Consider the following 15,022-nt stretch of genomic DNA (forward strand, 5'->3'; position numbering starts at 1 on the left):
AGGAGCGCATATTGAATAGGTGGACCGAGTGTCCAACAGGTCGTGTGGATCCCACGGGCATCGTGTGTGAGCCCCTGCGAAATAGGACTTGCCTGATGCGGTGGGTCGTGCGCCAGTCCCCCCGGCGCACGCGAATTGCAGGCCCTACCTGCGCATCGATTCCCACGACTTCATCAGGCGCTTGACCGAGACCGGCATGGGGGTGCGCAGCTCTTGGGCGAATAACGCGACGCGCAGCTCTTCGAGCAACCAGCGAAACTCGTCGAGCTTCGGGTCAGAGGCGCCTTTCAACGCGGCGCGGGCGCGTTGGTATTGCGTGAGCAGTGGCGCCATCTCCGACATCAAGCGGGCATCGCGACCGGGATCGGCGCGAAGCTTGTCGATACGAGCGACCGCGGCCTTCAGATAGCGGGCGAAGTGCGTGAGCTGCGTGTAAGGGGTGTCACGGATAAACCATTTCGGCACGAGCGCACCAATCTGTTGCTGCAGATCGGCATAGGCCGCCGCGTGCGGTTTTGCTTGAGGCAGCTTGCGCTGCAAGGCGCCATACTCCGTCAGGATGGCATGCGACAAGCGCGCGACTTCTTGCGCGAGCAGGCCCAGGCGCCCTTTGCCTTCCTGCCGTCGCGCCTCAAAGGCCTGTTCATCGGCGGGCCACGGTTCAGCGAGACAGGCTTGCGCCAATGCGCAGTCGATGATCTGATCGCGCAGTTCTTCCTGCGTGCCCAGATTCATGAAGAGCATGCTCATCTTCGTCAGATCGGGCAGGTTCTTTTCCAGAAACTTCACTTGCTCGCGTAGACCGATGCGGAACAGGCGCAGCAAGCCGGCGCGGTGATGACGGCGCGCTTCCTCGGGATCGTCAAATACGTCGAGGTCGCAATGCGTACCGCGATCCACCAGCGCCGGATATCCGATGACGGATTGACCGCGCCGTTTGATCTCCATGATTTCCGGCAAGGGGCCGAACGACCACGAGGTCAGGTTTTCGTGAGCCAAGGCTTCGGCCACGACGGCATCGCGGCCCGCGAGCTGCTGAAAGGTCGCCTGGGCCTGCTTGCCGAATTCGGCTTTCAGCTGCGCCAGGTTACGGCCGGCGGATAGCATGCGCCCGTGCTCATCGACGACCTTGAAGTTCATGAACAGATGCGCGGGCAAGGTCTCCAGCTTGAAGTCGGCCGGTGCGGGACGCACCTGAACCTGATCCCACATATCCGCGATGATCGCGTCGACGAGGCCTAGCTTTGGATCGGAAAGCCGGTCGTACCAGCGGTCGTAGAATCCGGCCGCGTAGTCTGGCAACGGCACGCAATGACGGCGCAGTTTCTGCGGCAAGGACTTCAACAGCAGATGGACCTTTTCTTTCAACATGCCCGGCACCAACCATTCGCAGCGTGCTGCGTCGATCTGGTTAAGCGCGAACAAGGGTACGGATAAGGTGACCCCATCACGCGGCGAGCCCGGTTCGAAATGGTAGTCGAGCGACATGGTAACGCCCTGCCATTCGACCTGCTTGGGGAACACATCGGTCGTGACGCCGGCGGCCTCGTGACGCATCAGTTCGTCGCGCGTGAGCATCAGGGCGGCGGCCTGTGCTTTGTCCAGCCCACGCACCCATTTTTCCAGCGTGGCGGTTTGCGAAATGCCTTCGGGAAGCTGACGATCGTAGAACGCGTAGATCAGTTCGTCATCGACGAGGATGTCGGGACGACGTGTCTGGTGTTCGAGCTTTTCGATACCGGCGATGAGCTTGCGGTTATGCGCAACGAACGGCAGACGCGTATCGATTTCGCCTGGAACCAAGGCCTGACGAATGAAGAGCTCGCGTGCGTGCTGGGGATTAATGCGGCCGTAATGCACGCGGCGGCCCGCGTAGATGACCAGACCATAGAGCGTGGCGCGTTCATTTGCCACCACCTGCCCTGCTTTCTTTTCCCAGCGCGGATCGGACCATTGGCGACGCAATAGATGTGCGCCGATGCGTTCGATCCAGGTCGGTTCAATACGTGCAACCGTACGCGCATACAGCCGCGTCGTTTCCACCAGTTCGCCGGCGACTATCCAGCGCCCACCCTTCTTGGCCTGGCGCGACCCGGGATGGATGTGAAAACGAATCTCGCGCGCGCCACGATAGACGCCCCCCTCTTCGCCCTTGAATCCGATATTGCCTAGCAAGCCCGACAACAATGCGAGATGCAGTTGTTCATAGGTGGCCTCGGTCTGGTTGACGCGCCACCCCTGCTCGCCGACTAATGCCGACAGCTGAGTGTGAACATCATGCCATTCGCGCAGACGAATGGGCGATAGGAAGTTCTGCCGCAACAAAGCGACCAGTTTGCGCTGCGATGCCTTGTGCTGCACCTGTTCGCCGTACCAGCGCCAGAGTTTCAGAAAGGATAGAAACTCCGATTTGTCGTCGGCGAACTTGGCATGCGCGGCCTCGGCGGCTTCGCGCTCGGCCATGGGGCGATCACGCGGATCCTGCACGGACAACGCGGCAGCGATGATGAGCATTTCCGCCAGACACTGTTGTTCGCGCGCCGCCAGGATCATGCGGCCGATGCGCGGGTCGACTGGCAGTTTCGCCAGTTCATGGCCCGTGTGCGTGAGCACATAGGATGAGCCCGTGCGCGATACCGCGCTGGTCTCGTCGTCTTCATCGGAGGCTGACGCCAACTCGATTGCGCCGAGCTCTTGCAGCAAATGATACCCATCGGCCACAGCGCGTCCCGGTGGCGCTTCGACAAAGGGGAACTGTTCGATGTCGTCGAGCTTTAAGGACTTCATCCGCAGGATCACGGAGGCGAGCGAGGAACGCAGTACCTCGGGATCCGTGAATGCAGGGCGATTGTTGAAGTCCTGTTCGTCGTAAAGCCGTATGCACACGCCTGGCCCAACGCGACCGCAACGGCCCGCGCGCTGATTGGCCGATGCGCGACTGATGGGCTCGATGCGCAGTTGCTCGACCTTGTTGCGCCAGGAATAGCGTTTGATGCGTGCGAGGCCGCTATCGATGACGAAGCGGATGCCGGGGACAGTCAGCGAGGTCTCGGCGACGTTGGTGGCCAGCACGATGCGCCGCGCATTGGTGCGTGGATGAAAGATCTGCTCTTGCTCGGCCTGAGACAGACGCGCGTAAAGAGGCAGCACTTCGGTGCCAGCGGGGTGTTTTTTACGCAGGGCCTCGGCGGATTCGCGAATTTCGCGCTCGCCCGGCAGGAAGACCAGCACATCGCCCGGGCCATGACGTGCGCATTCAACAACCGCATCGACGATGGCGTCGATCAGGTCGCGTTCTTCGTCGCCGGCCAGACGTTCGCGGTTGGGCTTGTTGCTGGCAGAGGATTCCTCGTCATCGGTTTCCTCGCGGACCGGACGGTAACGTATCTCGACCGGATAGAGGCGTCCCGATACCTCGATGACGGGCGCGGGTTTGTCGTCCGATGCGCCGAAATGCTTGGCAAAGCGCTCGGCATCGATGGTCGCCGAGGTGATGATCACCTTCAGGTCCGGACGCCGGGGCAGCAGCTGTTTCAGATAACCAAGCAGGAAATCGATGTTCAGGCTGCGTTCGTGTGCCTCGTCGATGATCAGCGTGTCGTATCGGCGCAGCAAGGGATCGCGCTGCGATTCGGCCAACAGGATGCCGTCGGTCATCAGCTTGACCGACGCGTTGGGGCCGGTCCGATCGTTAAAGCGCACCTGATAGCCAACGATCTCGCCCAGCGGCGACTTTAGTTCCTCGGCGATACGCTTGGCGACCGACGTGGCCGCGAGGCGGCGTGGCTGGGTGTGGCCGATCATGCGCTGGCGGCCACGGCCGAGTTCCAGGCAGATCTTGGGCAGCTGCGTGGTCTTGCCGGAGCCCGTCTCGCCGCTGACGATCACCACCTGATGATTGGCGATGGCGCGCGCGATCTCCTCTCGCCGGGCACTGACGGGCAGGTCCTCGGGATAGGTGATGGCGGGAATGGGCCGTTCGGGGCGTGGGGCCTGGTTGCCGCGCGCGGGCGGACGGGGGACTTCTGGCATGTACGATTTATCCTTTGAACACCTATTATAAAAACTTGTGCCGGTCTCGCCGGACGGGGGTGCGGCCGGGAGTCATATAATTTCGCGCAGTACCGTTTATTTGCGGTACCGACCACGCCTGCGAGCGTGCCTACATCCTTAAGGAACCGCACCCTCCCATCATGTCCGATCAGGAACCCGACACCGTCTCTGCCCAAGAAGCCCCCGAATTCGCCCCGGCCCAGTTTGTCCGATGGTTCCGCGAGGTGGCGCCGTATGTGCATGCTTTCCGAGGCAAGACCTTTGTGATTGGCTTTGGTGGCGAGCTGGTGCAGGCCGGCGCGCTCAATGCGCTGGTCCAGGATTTGTCATTGCTGTCCGCGCTGGGCATTCGTCTGATCCTGGTGCATGGTTCACGCCCCCAGGTCAATGAACAGTTGCGGCTGAAAGGCTTTACGCAGCAGTTTGACCGCGGCATGGCGCCCACGGACCCGGCCGCGTTGGAATGCGCGAAGGAGGCCGCGGGCGAGATTCGCCTGGACATCGAGGCGGCGTTTAGCCAGGGCTTGCCCAACACGCCGATGTCGCATTCGCACATCCGCGTGATTTCCGGGAATTTTGTCACTGCCCGTCCTACGGGCGTGGTCGATGGCGTGGATTATCAGCACACCGGTCAGGTGCGCAAGATCGATGTGGATGCGCTGAAGTTCGCTATCGAGAAAGGTTCGTCGGTGGTGCTGCTCTCGCCGCTGGGGTTCTCGCCCACGGGGGATGCGTTCAATCTCGCGATGGAGGATCTGGCCACCAGCGTGGCCGTGGCGCTGCGTGCCGAGAAGCTGATCTTCTTGTCGGCCTCGCCGGGCGTGCTGGGACCCGACGGTGACGTGGACACGGAACTGGCACGCGCCGATGCGGATGCGCTGCTACAACAGGGCGAGCTGGACGAAGACACCACCTTGTACCTGCGCCATGCGTCGCTGGCGGTCAAACGCGGCGTGGCGCGCGCGCATCTGGTGCCGTTCTCGCTGGACGGCAGCGTGCTGCTTGAGATCTTCACCCACGATGGCGTGGGCACGATGGTGGTGGAAGACACGCTGGACGATTTGCGTCCGGCCACGCTGGACGATGTGGGCGCGATCCTGAGCCTGATCGAGCCGCTGGAAGCCGACGGCACGCTGGTCCCGCGCCCGCGCAGTGTGATCGAACGCGAGGTCGAACATTTCACGGTGCTGGAGCACGATGGCGTGATTTATGGCTGCGCGGCGTTGCATCCCTACCCGGAAGACCATATGGCCGAAATGGCCTGCCTCATTGTGCACCCGGAATGGCAAGGCACCGGTGAAGGCGAAATCCTGCTGCGACACATGGAATCGCGGGCGCGGGCCATTGGTGCGCGACGTCTTTTCGTGCTGACCACGCGCACGGCGCATTGGTTTATCAAGCGTGGCTTCGTGCAAGGCGGTATCTCGGATCTGCCGCGCGATCGGCAAAGCCACTACAATCGTTCGCGCAACAGCATGATTTTTATTAAGAAGCTGTAACCGGCTTGCTATGGCGCAGAGATGTCGGCGCCATAGCCTGCTGCATGCGGTGCCGTTCGTTTGCGCCTGCCAGGACCGCCATTCCCGTTCGCTCGCCAGGGCCGGTAAAATGACAGGTCCATTATTTCAACTCGGCAGCGAAACATGTCCCGTACCGTCAACTGTGTAAAACTGAAACGCGAAGCCGAAGGGCTGGATTTTCCGCCTTATCCCGGCGAAATGGGCACGCGTATCTGGCAAAGCATTTCCAAGGAAGCTTGGGAAGAATGGAAACAGGTGCAGACGCGTCTGGTGAATGAAAACCGCCTGAATCTGGCAGACGCCCGCGCGCGCAAATATCTGCAGCAGCAGATGGAACGCTTTTTGTTCGAAGATGGCAGCGTGGAAGCCCAGGGCTTCGTGCCGCCGTCGGCGTGATGAAACGCGGCATCCACATGCCATTATGTGGATGCTGCTTCCCCCGATTCCCCGCGAGCCTGACGCTCTGCATTCTTGGCACCCGTGTGGCGCACATCGGCGCCACGCACCAGATAAATCACCCGCTCCGCCATATTCTTGGCATGGTCGCCGATGCGTTCCAGCGCGCGGGCGATGAACACCAGATCGATCGCCCGGGATATGGTGCGCGGGTCCTCCATCATGTAGGTGATGAGGTTACGCAGGGTGCTCTTCCACTCGCGGTCGACTTCTTTGTCTTTGCGCACGACTTGCGCGGCCTGGATCGGGTCCAGGCGGGCAAAGGCGTCTAGCACCTCGTGCAGCATGCGGACCACGCTGCTGCCCATATGGTGCAGCTCGATGACGGGCATGAAACGTTGATCGGCCTCGACCATGCGCCGCACGGCGTTGACGATTTTCTCTGCCTCGTCGCCGCAGCGCTCCATATCGGTGAGCATTTTCGAGACCGCGAGCAGCGTGCGCAGGTCGATCGCAGTCGGCTGATGACGGGCGAGGATCAGGCTGATGCGCTCGTCGATCTCGACCTCGTGGCGATTGACGAGTTTCTCGCGCTCGCGGACCTTTTCGACCAGTTCCATGTCGCCCGTCGGCACGGCCTGCACCGCTTCCTGAATCATCGCCTCGACCAGGCCGCCCATTTGCAGAAACTGCGAGCGGACGCTGGCCAGATCGGCCTCGAACTGCTTGTTGGTGTGCTCCGTCATCCGGACTCCCTGCGTCGGTTTGTACATGGCTTTCACCCTATATTGGAAACGAATAGAGGGGCCTGCCGACCCGCAAGGTTATGGCGGGATTGTGACAGGAATATGAAACGCGTCGTCAGGGCGAGTCCTGAAGCGGGTTGTCGCTCAGTCGCGGTCCAAGCGGCGCACACCGTTTTGCGTGGCAAGCAGCGCCACGTGCGCGCCGACACGCGCGAACAGGCCGCAGGTCACGACGCCAGCGATATTGTTGACGATGAGCTCCAGCGCGGGCGCGTCATCGATCTGTAGACCGGCCACGTCCAGAATGATGTTGCCGTTGTCGGTGGTCACGCCTTCGCGCAGCTTGGGCTTACCGCCCAGCGCGGCGAGCGCGCGTGCGACCGATTCGCGCGCCATGGGGATGACTTCGACGGGCAACGGAAACTTGCCCAGGCGTTCGACCAGTTTCGATTCGTCGGCGATGCAGATGAATCGCTCGGCCACGGAAGCGACGATTTTCTCGCGTGTGTGCGCCGCGCCGCCGCCCTTGATCATGTGCAGGCGGCCATCGATCTCGTCGGCCCCGTCGATGTAGACGGGCATGGAGGTCACCTCGTTCAGGTCATAGACTTTCAGTCCGTGACCGGCCAGACGAGCGGCGCTACGTTCGGAGCTAGCGACCGTGCCACCCAGTTTGCCCTTGAAACGGGCCAGACCGTCGATGAAAAGGTCGGCGGTGGACCCGGTGCCCACGCCGATGATGACGTCGGGGCCAACCAGGGGTTCGATCAGGGCGAGCGCCGCATCGGCGGCTTGCTGCTTGAGTTCTTGCTGAGTGAGCATGGTGCGCGAGCGCGCCAGAAGCGCGCGTTGAGTTCATAAAGGGCCGGTGGCGCGGGATCAGGGGAAACCTCGCCGCCTGCAGGAGAAATTTTACAGAAGACACGGACGGGCGCGGCAAACCCGCACTGGCGTCAGCTCAATCCTCGCCCAGCAGCTTGGTGGCCTCGTCGTCGGGCAATGCCTCGACCGTTTTCAAATTACGCAGCATCGCGCGGGTACGGACCTCGGTTTGGCCGAGTTTGCTGCTGGCGGTGTCCAGGGTCTTTTTCACGCTGGCGAGCGACTCGCCGAATTTCGCGAACTCGGTTTTAACTGCGCGCAGCACCTGCCAGACTTCGGACGAACGCTGTTCGATGGCGAGGGTACGAAAGCCCATCTGCAGGCTATTGAGCATCGCTGCAAGGTTGCTCGGCCCCGATACATTCACGCGCATGCCCTGCAGCTTGTCGATCAAACCCGGACGGCGCAGCACCTCGGCATACAGTCCCTCGGTGGGTAGAAACATAATGGCGAAATCGGTGGTGTGAGGCGGCGCGATGTATTTGGTCGAAATCTGACGCGCCTGGATTTCGATGGCGCGCGCGAGCGCCGCACCGGCGCTGCGTTCGGACTCCGCATCGGCGGCGTCGTAGGCGTCCATCAAACGCTCGTATTCTTCTTTGGGGAATTTGGCATCGATGGGCAGCCATACAGGATCCGAGCCGGAGGCGCGACCGGGCAGGCGGATGGCGAATTCGACCACCGCGTCGCTGCCGGGCACGGGTTTGACGTTGGCCGCATATTGGTCCGGCGTCATCACATCTTGGATCAGGCGGGCCAGCTGGACTTCGCCCCAGGTGCCACGCGATTTAACGTTGGTCAGGACGCGCTTCAGATCGCCAACGCCGGCGGCAAGCGATTGCATTTCGCCCAGTCCCTTGTGGACCGCGTCCAGGCGATCGGAGACGAGCTTGAACGATTCGCCCAGGCGTTGTTCCAGCGTCGCGTGCAGCTTTTCGTCCACCGTACGGCGCATTTCCTCTAGCCGCGCCCCGTTGTCGGCCTGCAGCGATTGCAGACGTTGATCCACGGTTTGGCGCACTTCCTGCATACGACGGTCGTTGATGGCGACCAAGCCCTCGAGACGTTCGCTGAATTGGGTCGAGAATCGTGTCAGGGACTGTGCGTATTCCGCCCGCGCGGCCTGCGCATCGCGCGACAGCACGGCACGCAGCGCCTCCTGACTTTGCGCGAGCTCCATGCGCAATCCGCGTGCGGATTCGGAGAACTCGGCACGCAGTCCGCGCTGCATGTCGTCGAGTTCGATACGCAAATCGCGCTCGAGTCGGTCCAGGCTGTCCAACACGGTTTCGACCGTCGTTGTGTCCGAGCGGCGCATCGACAGGCGCGCAACGAAGAGAAGGACGAGCACCGAGATACCTAAGGTTATCCACGGCAAAACCTGAGTCCACGCGATGGTGTCAAACAAAAGCGATCTCCTGAAAGCGCTATTGTAGGCGGGCTGACCAGGTGAACTTGCGGTTCGCAGGGTCCCTCCCCGGCTGTTCATCAGGAGGAGGCCCTCCCTGGTAAAGCGTGCCAATAAGTCGCAGCGTTTACCCTGCGAAGTTGCACGGGAAGCGCAGACCTTCGACAATGACGCAATACCAGACCAATCCGATATCGTTTTGCATTCTGACACCTTTTCTTCCGGAGCTTCCACGCACCAGCCCACCACGGCGCTGGCCGCCACGGCAATGGCCGCCACGGCGCACATCGCCGGGGCTGGCGCAGGTCACTTCAACCAAGTGTTCGGCCCTTTAGATCTGTCCGGCGCGCAGATCCTCGCCAAGGGCGCCGATCGCTATGTGTTCCAGCATCCGTCCGAGCCTTCCCTGCTGGTGAAAGTGGTGAACCTGGATGCCTACAACGCCTATCTGGCGCGCAAGCCGTTCAAGCGTTTCTACAAGCAGTTTCAACGCGATCGCGCTTATCGCGTGTATCTGGACGAGATTTCGGAATATGTGACCACCACGACCACGCCCACGCAGGCGTGGCAGGTGCCCATGGCGCGCGTGGTCGGGTTGGCACAGACGTCGCTGGGTCTGGGGCAACTCGTCGAAAAGATCACCGGAGACGATGGCGCTCTGGCGCCCACGCTGGCAAAGTTGATGGCTCGCGGCGGCATGACGCCGGAACTCAGCGCGCAGCTGGATGCGTTTTTCGAGGAGCTGATTGATGCTCACGTCGTGATCAGCGATCTGTCGGCCAAGAACATCGCGCTGGGGCGCAATGCCGACGGAAAACCGGGCATGTACTTGATCGATGGCTTTGGCGTATTGCCGTTGATTCCGCTGTATGCCTGGAGCAAGCGCCTGAACGATCGTCGTATGCGGCGCAAGTATGCGGCCTGGCGGGCACGCATTCAGCGCGAGTACGATGAAGCTCAGGCCAAAATGACGCCGTCGCGATCAACCCAATCGTAATCGCGACCAGCCTGCTGGCCCCGGCGCAGCGGATTGCGTGTGCAATAAGGCGCGTAGTCGGGGTCCACGTAGCGGTAGCGCAGATGTTCGTCACGCCCTGGCGGGATACCCAGACGCGGCGTGTTAATGAGGCGCTGCGGCGATTGCCCGATGTCTTCGACGAAAAAGGTATCCGGATCGAAACGTTTTGCGTCCCAGTCGGGGACTTTCAAGCCCAACGCGCGACATAGCAGTGTTTGCCCCGCGCACAGACGTGTAGGCGGACGAGGCAGGCCTCTGGCGTCGGGACTGAGCGCCTGCATGCGCGCCAGCGCCTCTGGGCCGGAGACTGCATCGGTGACGGGATAAGCCGATTTAATAAGCACGGCATTACCCGGCCCGCCCGCACTGAAATTCAGGGAATCGCCACCGCGCGCGTAGTACATGTAGACCGTGCCGCCATCCATGAACAGCGCGCGGCGCTTGTGCGTGAAGCCCAGAGAGGCATGGCTGCCCTTCTCGTCCAGGTAATACGCCTCGGTCTCGATGATACGAACCGACAGCCACAGATCGCCCAGGCGTCGGCGTATAACCTTGCCAAGCAGATCACGCGCCAGCTGGCAGGCGTCGCGATCGAAAAAGGCATCGGGCAACGCGGGGCCAGGCTGGCGTGTCATATTCAAGCGAAGCGTTCTGTGTAGCGTTTTTCGGAAAAGCCGACGCTGACTTCGCCGTCTGGCGTTACGGTGACGGGCCGGCGCACCAGGGCAGGATATTCAGCGATCAACTGCGTCCATTCTGCATCGGTCTGCGCGGTCTTGCGGTCATCGGCCAGATTGCGCCAGGTCATGGAAGCGCGATTGACCAGCTTTTCCCAACCGCCCAGCTTGTCGGCCCACGCCTTCAAGGTGGCGGCGGGCACGGGCTGGTCGCGATAGTCGATGAACTCGTGGGCGACGTTATTGGACTTCAACCATTCGCGCGCCTTCACACAGGTGCTGCACTTGGTCAGACCGTAGAGGGTGGCTTGCTGCTTCACTTCGACTCCTCTTCCCTGCGCTGCTGCAGGCGATTCATGATGATGACGCATACGCCGACGGCCAGGATGAAAATCGTGGCCAGCGCATTGACTTCGGGTTTTAAGCCCAGGCGCACGCGCGAGAAGACTTCCATCGGCAACGTCGTCGAGCCAGGGCCCGACAGGAACGAGGCGATGACCACATCGTCGAGCGACAAGGTAAACGCCAGCAGCCAGGCCGCCATCAATGCGGGCGCAATCATGGGCAAGGTAATACGGAAGAACACCGTGAGCGGTGTCGCGCCCAGGTCGAGCGCGGCTTCTTCGAGCGAACGATCCAGATCCCGGATACGCGCTTGCAGCACGACCGCCACGTAGGCTACGCACAAGGTGACGTGTCCCACCCAGATGGTAAACACGCCATTGTCGGCCGGCCAGCCAAAGAGCGTGCGCATTTCCACGAACATGAGCAAGAGCGAGATGCCGAGCACGACTTCCGGAATCACCAGGGGCGCGCTCAGCATGCCGAGATACAACGTGAACCCGCGAAAACGACCCATGCGTCCCAGCACGTAGCCCGCCCAAGTGCCGATGACGACCGCGGCAGTCGCTGTGAAGACGGCGATCTTGAAGGACAGCCAGGCGGCGCTCAGCAGCGCGCTATCCTGAAATAACGCGCTATACCAACGCAGCGAGAATCCGCTCCACGAGGTCACCAGCGGTGAATCGTTGAACGAAAACACCATCAGGCTGAGGATGGGCGCATACAGAAAGAAGTAGCCCAGGCCTAGCACCACGGCACGCAGGGATTTATTGGGCCCTTTCATGCTCGCCCCCGCGTGCTCAGTTCTTGCTGGCGCACCTGGTTGTACTGGAACAGGGCGAGCGGCACCAATAACAGCAGCACCATGATGCAGGTAACGGCCGAAGCCATCGGCCAGTCGGCGTTATTGAAGAACTCGTTCCACATCACGCGGCCCATCATCAGCGTATTCGCACCGCCCAACATCTCGGGGATCACGTATTCGCCAACGGAAGGAATGAACACCAGCATTGCCCCCGCGATGACACCCGGACGCGACAACGGCACGGTGATGCGCCAGAAGGCCTGCCACGGCCGCGCGCCGAGGTCGTAGGCGGCTTCGAGCAGACGCAGATCCATCTTCACCAGATTGGCGTACAACGGCAGAATAAAAAATGGCAGATAGGCGTAGATCAGCCCGATATATACCGCCAGATCCGTGCGATAAATCTCCAGCGGGCTGGAGATAATGCCCAGGCTCATCAAGAACTTATTGAGCAGGCCATCATTGCGCAGGATGCCGACCCACGCATAGACGCGCAATAGCAATGAAGTCCAGAACGGCAGTATCACGCCTAACAGCAGCAGATTGCGTATCGATGGCGACGATCGCGCGATGTAGTAGGCAATTGGATAGCCGATCACCACGCAGCACACGGTGGTGACCGCCGCCATTTTCAGCGAACTCAAATACGTTTGCAGGTACAGACTGTCGGTAAACAGTCGGATGTAGCCGGCAAGGTGCAAACTGAATCGCACAGCCTCATCTTCGAATTCCGCCAGCGCCGTGTAAGGCGGAATGCCGAATTCCAGTTCGGCGAAACTGATCTTCAGTACCAGCAGAAACGGAATCAGCAGGCACAGCGCCAGCCAGATAAATGGCGGCACGATGGCCAGCGTGCGACCTGATGGCATCAGATTACGCGGGTCCAGCCGTTTCATGATGCCAGCACCGTCGCGCTGTCCGCATCCCAGCTCACGTAGACCTCTTCGTCGATACCGGGGGCATCGAACTGCGTGAGCTGCAAGCTAGGCACGCTGGCTTCGACGACCTTGCCGGAGTCCAGGCGGATTTGATAGAGGGCATAGCTACCCATCCAGGCCATATGGCTGACCATGCCATGCGCCCAGTTATAGTCGCCCTCGGGTTGCGCGCGGGTGACGACCATGCGTTCTGGGCGGATGGAGACATGAACCTCCATGCCTAGCGGCTCGCTCACGCCATGGCTGACGTAGAGCGTACGCGAAAGCTCGGGGCATTCGATCGCCACATGGTCGGGCTCATCCACGACGATGGTGCCCGACAGCAGATTGGTCGATCCGATAAAGCCCGCCACGAAGCGCGAGTTCGGGAACGCGTACACGTCTTGCGGCGTGCCGCATTGCACGATCTGGCCTTCTGTCATGACGGCGAGGCGATGCGCCATGGTCATGGCTTCTTCCTGGTCGTGCGTCACCATGATGCAGGTCACGCCGACTTGTTCCAGGATTTTGACGAGCTCGATCTGCGTCTTTTGACGGATCTGCTTGTCCAGCGCTGACATGGGCTCGTCCAGCAGCAAGAGCTTGGGGCGTTTGACCAGGCTACGCGCCAGCGCGACGCGCTGCTGTTGGCCGCCCGACAACTGATGGGGCTTGCGGCGCGAGTATCCGGCCATTTGCACGAGGTCCAGCGCCTCGAACACGCGGTCGTGGATTTCCGCGCGATCGACGCCCTCCTGCTTCAAGCCAAACGCGACGTTGGCTTCGACCGTCATATGCGGGAAAAGCGCATACGACTGGAACATCATGTTCACGGGCCGGCGATACGGCGGCACGCGGGTGATGTCCTCGCCATCGAGCATGATCTGGCCCGAGGTGGCTTCCTCAAACCCGGCCAGCATGCGTAACAAGGTCGATTTGCCGCAACCGGAGCTACCCAAGAGCGCGAAAATCTCATTGCGCCTGACGCTCAGATTGACCGAACGCACCGCGACCACGTCGCCAAAAATCTTCACCAGATCGGTGACCTTGATGAACTCATCAGGGTCGACCGTATGCTGCGCCGTATACCGGCTTTCGCTCATGATGCCTATCGTCCGGACTTGAGTTCCGCCCACATGCGAGTCTGCAGGCGTTGAATATTCATCGGTTGCGCCTTGATCACGTACAGCGATTTGGCGACATCGGCCGGCGGATAAATCATCGGATTATCCGCTACGTCCTTGACCACGAACTCGCGCGCCGCCTTGTTGGCATTGGGATAGAACATGGTGTTGGTGATCGCCGCGTGAACTTCGGGTTTCTCGATGTAGTTGATAAAGGCGTGCGCCTCGTCGACATTCTTGGCGTCTTTGGGGATCGCCATCACATCGAACCAAGCGGGCGCACCGCCCTTCGGGATGAAGTAATTGATCTCGTAGGACTTTTTAGCGTCCTGCGCGCGCTTGCGCGAAATCATCACGTCGCCCGAAAAGCCATAGACCATGCACAGGTCGCCCACAGCCAGCTCATCGATATAACCGGACGAGCTGAACTGACGGATGTAGGGGCGGATCTGCTTGAGCAGCGCCAGGGCCTCTTTGTAGTCGTCGGGATTTTCGCTGTTGGGGTCCTTGCCCATGTATTTGAGGACAGCCGGAAACACCTGCGCGGCCTCGTCGAGCATGGAGATGCCGCATTCTTTCAGTTTCGCGGCGTTTTCGGGCTTGAACAGCATGTCCCAGTTGGCCAGATCGACATCGTCGCCAAAGATCTGCTTGACCTTGGTGACGTTGTAACCCAGGCCATTGGTGCCGTAACCCCAGGGAATGACATACTCGTTGCCCGGATCGATCGAGGCGACCAGCGCCATGATGTCCGGATCCAGATTCGACCAATTGGGAATCTTGGATTTGTCGAGTTTCTGATACAGGCCGCCCTGGATCTGCCGCGACGCATAATGGGTGGAAGGAACCACCACGTCGTAGCCGGATTTACCGGTCAGCAGCTTGGCCTGCAAGGTGTCGTTACTGTCGTAGACGTCGTAACGCGCCTTGATGCCCGTCTCGCGCTCAAAGCCGGGAATGGTGTCGGGGGCCGTGTATTCCGCCCAGTTATAAACATTCACGACCTGGTCTTTCGCCCAGGCACTCGAGATCGCAGCAACAGCCAGCGTCGCCCCGAGCGCCCACTGCATTCCCGCGTATTTTTTCATTGCGAGCCCCTTGCCGCATTCGACGAATGCGAAATTTGCCAAAGGG

13 protein-coding genes are annotated in these 15,022 nt (G+C 60.9%); 3 read left to right on the forward strand and 10 right to left on the reverse strand.

Annotation, left to right across the window (positions count from 1 at the left end; translation table 11 throughout):
• Window positions 1-144: 144 nt before the first annotated feature.
• Window positions 145-4,032: an ATP-dependent RNA helicase HrpA gene (hrpA, locus tag GOQ25_RS12050; RefSeq protein WP_160350702.1), complete on the reverse strand. Its 3,888-nt coding sequence runs from the start codon at window positions 4,030-4,032 to the stop codon at window positions 145-147.
• Window positions 4,033-4,193: 161 nt separating this feature from the next.
• On the opposite strand from hrpA, the gene argA reads away from it, so the two are divergent.
• A complete protein-coding gene (gene argA, locus GOQ25_RS12055; protein WP_160350703.1) occupies window positions 4,194-5,552 on the forward strand; it encodes an amino-acid N-acetyltransferase in 1,359 nt (452 codons plus the stop codon).
• A gap of 144 nt (window positions 5,553-5,696) precedes the next feature.
• Complete coding sequence (locus tag GOQ25_RS12060) at window positions 5,697-5,969, forward strand: oxidative damage protection protein (protein ID WP_160350704.1); 273 nt, start codon at window positions 5,697-5,699, stop codon at window positions 5,967-5,969.
• 23 nt (window positions 5,970-5,992) lie between these two features.
• On the opposite strand, the gene phoU is transcribed toward GOQ25_RS12060, so the two are convergent.
• The 3 genes from phoU to rmuC all read right to left on the reverse strand — a co-directional run bounded on the left by phoU (window position 5,993) and on the right by rmuC (window position 8,915).
• Window positions 5,993-6,715, reverse strand: a complete 723-nt coding sequence (gene phoU / locus GOQ25_RS12065; RefSeq protein WP_160350705.1) for a phosphate signaling complex protein PhoU — start codon at window positions 6,713-6,715, stop codon at window positions 5,993-5,995.
• 144 nt (window positions 6,716-6,859) lie between these two features.
• A complete protein-coding gene (gene rpiA, locus GOQ25_RS12070) occupies window positions 6,860-7,537 on the reverse strand; it encodes a ribose-5-phosphate isomerase RpiA (protein ID WP_160350706.1) in 678 nt (225 codons plus the stop codon).
• 136 nt (window positions 7,538-7,673) lie between these two features.
• On the reverse strand, window positions 7,674-8,915 hold the full coding sequence (gene rmuC / locus GOQ25_RS12075) for a DNA recombination protein RmuC (protein WP_160350836.1): 1,242 nt from the start codon (window positions 8,913-8,915) through the stop codon (window positions 7,674-7,676).
• Between the two features lie 358 nt (window positions 8,916-9,273).
• On the opposite strand from rmuC, the gene GOQ25_RS12080 reads away from it, so the two are divergent.
• On the forward strand, window positions 9,274-10,002 hold the full coding sequence (locus GOQ25_RS12080; RefSeq protein ID WP_160350837.1) for a YrbL family protein: 729 nt from the start codon (window positions 9,274-9,276) through the stop codon (window positions 10,000-10,002).
• On the opposite strand, the gene GOQ25_RS12085 is transcribed toward GOQ25_RS12080, so the two are convergent.
• The 6 genes from GOQ25_RS12085 to GOQ25_RS12110 are packed head-to-tail and all read right to left on the reverse strand — an operon-like array spanning window position 9,963 to window position 14,976.
• Window positions 9,963-10,658, reverse strand: coding sequence for a DNA-3-methyladenine glycosylase (locus GOQ25_RS12085; RefSeq protein ID WP_160350707.1), 696 nt, complete (start codon window positions 10,656-10,658; stop codon window positions 9,963-9,965). The two genes, GOQ25_RS12080 and GOQ25_RS12085, sit on opposite strands and share 40 nt — an antisense overlap.
• Before the next feature lie 2 nt (window positions 10,659-10,660).
• Window positions 10,661-11,020 (reverse strand): Spx/MgsR family RNA polymerase-binding regulatory protein, encoded by a 360-nt coding sequence (locus tag GOQ25_RS12090; RefSeq protein ID WP_370519944.1) that lies wholly within the window; start codon window positions 11,018-11,020, stop codon window positions 10,661-10,663.
• Complete coding sequence (locus GOQ25_RS12095) at window positions 11,017-11,826, reverse strand: ABC transporter permease subunit (protein WP_160350709.1); 810 nt, start codon at window positions 11,824-11,826, stop codon at window positions 11,017-11,019. The genes GOQ25_RS12090 and GOQ25_RS12095 overlap by 4 nt, the downstream gene beginning before the upstream one ends.
• Window positions 11,823-12,743: an ABC transporter permease subunit gene (locus tag GOQ25_RS12100; protein WP_160350710.1), complete on the reverse strand. Its 921-nt coding sequence runs from the start codon at window positions 12,741-12,743 to the stop codon at window positions 11,823-11,825. The genes GOQ25_RS12095 and GOQ25_RS12100 overlap by 4 nt, the downstream gene beginning before the upstream one ends.
• Window positions 12,740-13,867 carry an ABC transporter ATP-binding protein gene (locus GOQ25_RS12105; RefSeq protein WP_160350711.1) on the reverse strand — a complete coding sequence of 376 codons (1,128 nt, stop codon included), beginning with the start codon at window positions 13,865-13,867 and terminating at the stop codon, window positions 12,740-12,742. The genes GOQ25_RS12100 and GOQ25_RS12105 overlap by 4 nt, the downstream gene beginning before the upstream one ends.
• Window positions 13,868-13,872: 5 nt before the next feature.
• On the reverse strand, window positions 13,873-14,976 hold the full coding sequence (locus GOQ25_RS12110; protein WP_160350712.1) for a polyamine ABC transporter substrate-binding protein: 1,104 nt from the start codon (window positions 14,974-14,976) through the stop codon (window positions 13,873-13,875).
• Window positions 14,977-15,022: the final 46 nt, after the last annotated feature.

This window comes from Bordetella sp. 15P40C-2, assembly GCF_009763235.1.
Lineage (GTDB): Bacteria > Pseudomonadota > Gammaproteobacteria > Burkholderiales > Burkholderiaceae_B > Bordetella_A.

Excerpts from the sequence above, each read along its gene's own strand:
- hrpA (WP_160350702.1), bottom strand. The coding sequence starts at position 4,032 with ATGCCAGAAGTCCCCCGTCCGCCCGCGCGCGGCAACCAGGCCCCACGC.
- GOQ25_RS12105 (WP_160350711.1), bottom strand. The coding sequence starts at position 13,867 with ATGAGCGAAAGCCGGTATACGGCGCAGCATACGGTCGACCCTGATGAG.
- GOQ25_RS12080 (WP_160350837.1), top strand. The coding sequence starts at position 9,274 with ATGGCCGCCACGGCGCACATCGCCGGGGCTGGCGCAGGTCACTTCAAC.
- phoU (WP_160350705.1), bottom strand. The coding sequence starts at position 6,715 with ATGACGGAGCACACCAACAAGCAGTTCGAGGCCGATCTGGCCAGCGTC.
- GOQ25_RS12100 (WP_160350710.1), bottom strand. The coding sequence starts at position 12,743 with ATGAAACGGCTGGACCCGCGTAATCTGATGCCATCAGGTCGCACGCTG.
- GOQ25_RS12095 (WP_160350709.1), bottom strand. The coding sequence starts at position 11,826 with ATGAAAGGGCCCAATAAATCCCTGCGTGCCGTGGTGCTAGGCCTGGGC.
- GOQ25_RS12110 (WP_160350712.1), bottom strand. The coding sequence starts at position 14,976 with ATGAAAAAATACGCGGGAATGCAGTGGGCGCTCGGGGCGACGCTGGCT.
- GOQ25_RS12085 (WP_160350707.1), bottom strand. The coding sequence starts at position 10,658 with ATGACACGCCAGCCTGGCCCCGCGTTGCCCGATGCCTTTTTCGATCGC.
- rmuC (WP_160350836.1), bottom strand. The coding sequence starts at position 8,915 with ATGCGCCGCTCGGACACAACGACGGTCGAAACCGTGTTGGACAGCCTG.
- GOQ25_RS12060 (WP_160350704.1), top strand. The coding sequence starts at position 5,697 with ATGTCCCGTACCGTCAACTGTGTAAAACTGAAACGCGAAGCCGAAGGG.
- rpiA (WP_160350706.1), bottom strand. The coding sequence starts at position 7,537 with ATGCTCACTCAGCAAGAACTCAAGCAGCAAGCCGCCGATGCGGCGCTC.
- argA (WP_160350703.1), top strand. The coding sequence starts at position 4,194 with ATGTCCGATCAGGAACCCGACACCGTCTCTGCCCAAGAAGCCCCCGAA.